Source organism: uncultured Nostoc sp., from assembly GCF_964245445.1.
In the GTDB taxonomy this organism is placed as follows: domain Bacteria; phylum Cyanobacteriota; class Cyanobacteriia; order Cyanobacteriales; family Nostocaceae; genus Nostoc.
The window spans coordinates 1-5,485 of record NZ_CAXTNE010000396.1; the positions used below are offsets into that span (position 1 = coordinate 1).

Annotated in this window: 5 protein-coding genes; 3 read left to right on the forward strand and 2 right to left on the reverse strand. The window is 41.1% G+C overall.

Features of this window, described 5'->3' with window-relative positions:
• The first annotated feature begins 278 nt into the window (after positions 1-278).
• A complete protein-coding gene (locus ACFE90_RS35745; protein ID WP_375506993.1) occupies positions 279-860 on the forward strand; it encodes a DUF411 domain-containing protein in 582 nt (193 codons plus the stop codon).
• A 119-nt stretch (positions 861-979) separates the two neighbouring features.
• Here the strand turns inward: ACFE90_RS35745 and ACFE90_RS35750 are convergent, their stop codons facing one another.
• A complete protein-coding gene (locus ACFE90_RS35750; RefSeq protein ID WP_375506994.1) occupies positions 980-1,948 on the reverse strand; it encodes a tetratricopeptide repeat protein in 969 nt (322 codons plus the stop codon).
• 248 nt (positions 1,949-2,196) lie between these two features.
• Positions 2,197-2,586 (reverse strand): hypothetical protein, encoded by a 390-nt coding sequence (locus ACFE90_RS35755; RefSeq protein WP_375506995.1) that lies wholly within the window; start codon positions 2,584-2,586, stop codon positions 2,197-2,199.
• Between the two features lie 681 nt (positions 2,587-3,267).
• Here ACFE90_RS35755 and ACFE90_RS35760 point away from each other — a divergent pair.
• Both ACFE90_RS35760 and ACFE90_RS35765 read left to right on the forward strand, forming a co-directional pair.
• Positions 3,268-4,083 (forward strand): SGNH/GDSL hydrolase family protein, encoded by an 816-nt coding sequence (locus ACFE90_RS35760; protein ID WP_375506996.1) that lies wholly within the window; start codon positions 3,268-3,270, stop codon positions 4,081-4,083.
• 252 nt (positions 4,084-4,335) lie between these two features.
• A partial coding sequence (locus ACFE90_RS35765; protein WP_375506997.1) for an O-acetylhomoserine aminocarboxypropyltransferase/cysteine synthase family protein occupies positions 4,336-5,485 on the forward strand: 1,150 nt, incomplete at its 3' end.

Genomic DNA, 5,485 nt, shown 5'->3' on the forward strand with positions numbered 1-5,485 from the left:
GCCCCCTGCCCCCTGCCTCTAAAACGATGGGATATTTTTTTATTTGGAAGTCCCTAATAGCCCCCCTGCTTACACAGCGATGGGATATTTATTTTAGTTGGAAGTCTCTAAGGCGATGCATTGGCATTGCCAAATTTAATTCATAATGTTTTTAAACGCAGAGGGACGCAAAGTAAGCACATAGGCGCTTCGCCTTCCCGCAGGGTAGGCACGCAGAGTTTTTTTGAAGAGAATTTGTTACAACAAATTTATGCAATGTTGTACTTAGGAAGTCTCAGATGTCGTACAAACAATTTATTTCTTGCTGGCCAAAATCCTTACCTCCCATCTTGGTACGTGCTGTTGTACGTATAATGGTAATAATTTGTCTAACAGTAGGGGTGTTGGGCATCTTGGGAAGCACTGCTCCTATGAGTAATGCTCAACTGGTGAGTACCACTAAGCATATCCAAGATGAACAGACACCATTAAAATCAACAGCGCTAAATGCCACTGTATATCACAGTCCCGATTGTAATTGTTGTGGCGGGTGGATTGACCACTTAAAGGCACAAGGTTTTCAAATTACAGACTTTTCCACGCCTGACATCGAAACAGTCAAACAAAAGTATAATGTGCCAGATAATTTGTCATCTTGCCACACGGCAATTGTTAATGGATATGTTATCGAAGGACACGTTCCAGCAAACGATATCAAACGTTTGCTTCAAGAAAAGCCAAATGTCACTGGTTTATCTGTTCCTCAAATGCCCGTAGGCACTCCTGGGATGGAGATAGGGGATCGAAAAGACCCGTTTTCTGTGCTTTCTTTTGATAGCAAAGGCTCAGTTGCGGTATTCAATGAATACCCGTCCTCTTGATGTAATCTGGCTGTATTCAAAGGATGTTTTAAAAGCTAATTTTCATGTATTTTAGCGATTTTTAATCGCCAAAGCCTTTTAAAACATCCTCACATTACCTGAATCAGTGGTGAGAGATATTACTGGTTAGAATCAGCTTTGATGAACTGCGACAAATGACTTAACCATCTCCCAAACCACAAAGGAGATGCTGCACTTGCAACATTTTCAGAAAGAAGCTCAATGGCATGGTTACAATCTTGCAGACTTGCATCTAGTCCCATTGTGTGATAAATTTCGCGGGCATGGCAAAAAGCGTCCATCGCTTCTGATTGTCGATTGATTTTTTCTAACACCAGACCCAAATTAAACCAGGCGTTTGCTTCTGCATTTTGGTCATCAAGATTCCTTCTGATCTCTAATGAATATTGATGAAACTCAACCGCCTTTTGGTACTTTCCCAAAGCCTTATAAGCATTACCCAAGGCACTTAAAGCCATGCCTTCACCATTGCGATCGCAGATGAATCTTGCCAGTTTTAACCATTGCTGGTAAAACTCAATTGCCAGTTGGTACTGCCCCAACGATTCATAAGTATTGCCCAAACTTCCCAGGCAAATGCATTCCTCAGTCCAATCGCCTATTTTCTTGGTGATACTCAACCACTGCTGATAATACTCAATCGCTTGCTCGTACTTGCCGAGGCATTCATAAGTATTGCCCAAACTTCCCAAGCAAATGCCTTCGCCAGTGCGTTGGTTTTGCCCACCGTAGGCATCGCCTATTTTTCTGGTGATACTCAACCACTGGTGATAAAATTCAATCGCTCGCTGGTATTTTCCCAGTGATTGGTAAGCGTTGCCCAATCCAGATAAAGATTTAGCTTCCCCTAAGCGATCGCCTATTTCTTTCGCTATATCCAACCACTGCTGATAAAACTCAATTGCCAGGTGATACTCGCCTAGTGAGTGGTAAGCATTGCCCAAACTTCCTAGACAAACGACTTCCCTATTGCGATCGCCTGTTTCTCTGGCTTTGTGCAAGCACCGCTTTTCAAACTCAATGGATTCGATGTTATTTAGGCTCCCGGATTTAATTACTTCTGTCATTCTCTATAGAAAAGGAAATTGTGATCGATAAGCTGTCGATTATACAATTTTCTGTGGCTTTCGCACACTATAAGAGCAACTTATAGGCACAACTTATCTCAAAATTTAGAAATTGTTTTTCAAGATAAAATTTTCTTTTATACACAGTAATTTCTGCGTAGGAAAGGCTTTTATTTATATTCGTAACAAGCGCATGAATATACTATAATAAAAATTTCGCTTTTTAAAAAGATATCAGAAAAAGCAAATCAATCAGCAGCAGCATAATCAGGCAATGCGTTGAGTTGTAAATTAACAGCACTTAGATAATTTTGGTCATTTAAAACTTGTGATGGTAATTTATCTGCATTAACAGCAGCCTTCACCAAATCTTTTGCAATAATATTTCTGTTCTGAGTTTTAAATATTAGTGTTTCTCCACTAGGAATCCCGTGCTGCTTCAAACCTCCCTGATAAGCAAAAGTAACTAGATTGAAAGGCTGGAGATAACTAACAGAAGTAGAATTCCTGGATAAATTGTTAGAGTTAATAGCTATTTCACTACTGTTGTTAGTCGCTGTTTGAGCGCCAGCAATTCCAGGTACAAGAGTAATAAAAGTAATCATCAGTCCAGAATTTATTAAGGTAACAAGTTTCATACGGTTTATCTTAGGTAAAATGCGATTGGTGTTCTTTAGTAATAGATTCCTCTTTATTATTAATCTCAGCTTCCTTCAGTCAGGTCACCTGATAGGTTGATATATGACTCACCCAAAAGGGTGAGCTAATTGAAGAATACAAAGAGCAATAGAGACTCCTTTAAGTCCAGACACAGAACAGATGGGTTGAAATTTCCAATTACTTAACTGAGGCGAGTTGAACATTTATGCAATTTTTAATTCGCTTCTTGAGTTCCCCTAATGGGCAAGAATGGCTAAATATCTGCAAATTTAGTAACACAGATGTATTTATCTGTATAAAAATCACGTTTAGTTTTTTAAATATACGCAGTAACGCACCACATAAAGGTTTTGGTGTCCTACTCTCAGCGACAACGTTTAGTGGTGAGATGTTATAAAACACAACAGCGTTGCATTAAGACAATTGGCAAAATCCACACCTGAAAGTATCCGGTTTTGCTCACTAGCTCTGAAGCTAGCTTGTTAAGTTAGAGAAGTGCTCAATTGCAAGCTCAATCTTTACTCACAACAATAATCATCAACAGTTGTAAAAACTATTGTCTTTGGGGTTTGCAGAAAAGTTTAATGCAAAGAAAAAAGTGGCTTTTAAGAACGGGACTTGCTCTCCTTATTTTTCTCATGGTTGTAGCGGCAAAATTTATGGATAAAACTCATCCCATCTCAGAACTTTATGTATTTGGGGATAGTCTTTCGGATACAGGGATGGTATTCCGGGCGACAGGAGGAATGTACCCACCTAATCCAACTTACTTTCAGGGGCGTTACTCGAATGGTCGGGTTTGGATTGAGTATCTTGGCGAAAGCCTCCATCTCTCCTCTAAACAAACTCATAATTTTGCTTATGGGGGAGCAACTACTGGCAATGTTGGCAACAGCTATGTACCTAGCTTGCTAAATCAAGTGCAGACGTTTACGCAGACACATCAACATACGAATCCAGATGCTTTGTATGTGCTGTGGGCAGGCGCAAATGATTACTTGCAAGGGGTAAGCAGTGCAACTATTCCTGTTAAAAATGTGACAACGGCAATCAACTCTCTAACTGATGTGGGTGCTAAAAAGATTCTGGTTGCAAATTTACCAGATTTAGGACAGTTACCTGCCACTAGAAACAGTACGAATTCTGTGAACCTCAGTGCATTAACACAAGCACATAATCAAGGCTTGAGGCGATCGCTCAAGGTACTTAGTCAACAGCATTCCGATGTGGAGATTGTGCAATTAGATGCTAACGCGCTGTATCGAGATGCGATCGCAAATCCGGCAGCGTTTAACTTTACCAATGTCATCAGTCCATGTTTATCTGGCTCTAACACCTGCGGTAAACCAGACCAGTTTTTGTTCTGGGATGGCATTCATCCGACGGCTGCGGCTCATCGCATCATCGGGGAAGCTGCTTTTTCAACAATTCAAGAGGCAGGGATAATTAATCCTCGTTCAATGTTAGTTCCCTAACTTAGTTGATCAGTTTTTGCAGGGATAAAATTATTTATGTCAAAAATGCTTTAGATTACAGCATTTTTCATCTATTTGAACCACAATCCTTGGTAGGGGCGCATAGCTAGCTGTGCGCCTCTACAGTATGTTTAATTAACTAAAAATAGCTGTAAAATACGGTAAGCCTGACGAATTACCGTTGATTAGTCTAACAGAACGCTCAAATAGTATATTACTTGCTTATATAATTGGAAACTCAAATAACTGCTTATGTCTGAACAATATCGTTTTGAAACCTTGCAAGTTCATGCTGGACAAGAACCGGCTCCTGGAACTAATGCTCGTGCTGTACCAATTTACCAAACGACTTCCTACGTTTTTGACGACGCCGATCACGGAGCGCGGTTGTTTGCTCTCCAGGAATTTGGCAACATTTACACCCGGATCATGAACCCGACGACGGATGTATTTGAAAAGCGAATTGCTGCTTTAGAAGGGGGTGTAGCAGCATTAGCAACAGCTAGTGGGCAGGCGGCGCAATTCTTGGCAATCACTACGATCGCTCAGGCTGGGGATAATATTGTTTCCACTAGTTTTTTGTATGGGGGAACATATAACCAATTTAAAGTATCTCTACCACGTTTAGGTATTAACGTCAAGTTTGTCGAGGGAGATGATCCAGAAAGTTTCCGTCAGGCGATCAACGATCGCACCAAAGCGTTATACATTGAAACCATTGGCAATCCGCAATTCAACATTCCCGACTTTGCCGCTTTAGCTCACATTGCCCACGAAAACGGCATACCTTTAATTGTGGATAATACCTTCGGTGCTGGTGGGTATCTAGCTCGACCCATTGAACATGGTGCAGACATTGTAGTGGAATCTGCAACTAAATGGATTGGTGGGCATGGTACTTCCATTGGTGGCGTAATTGTCGATTCGGGTAAATTTGACTGGGGTAACGGCAAGTTTCCCTTGTTTACCGAGCCAGCACCCGGTTATCATGGGCTGAATTTTCAAGAAGTGTTTGGGCCTGGTGGTTCTTTTGGTAACATTGCCTTTATTATCCGCGCCAGAGTCGAAGGGTTACGGGATTTTGGCCCGTCCTTGAGTCCATTTAACGCCTTTCTTTTACTGCAAGGATTAGAGACTCTTTCGTTACGTGTAGATCGGCATGTGAGTAATGCTCTAGAATTGGCTCGGTGGTTAGAGCAGCAAGAGCAAGTATTATGGGTTAATTATCCCGGACTTCCTAATCACCCTTATCATGAACGAGCGAAGAAATATCTCCGGCATGGCTTTGGGGGAGTTTTAAACTTTGGCATCAAAGGTGGATTGGAGGCAGGTAAAGCTTTTATTAATCATGTAAAATTAGCGAGTCATTTAGCAAATGTTGGTGATGCTAAAACCCTCGTTA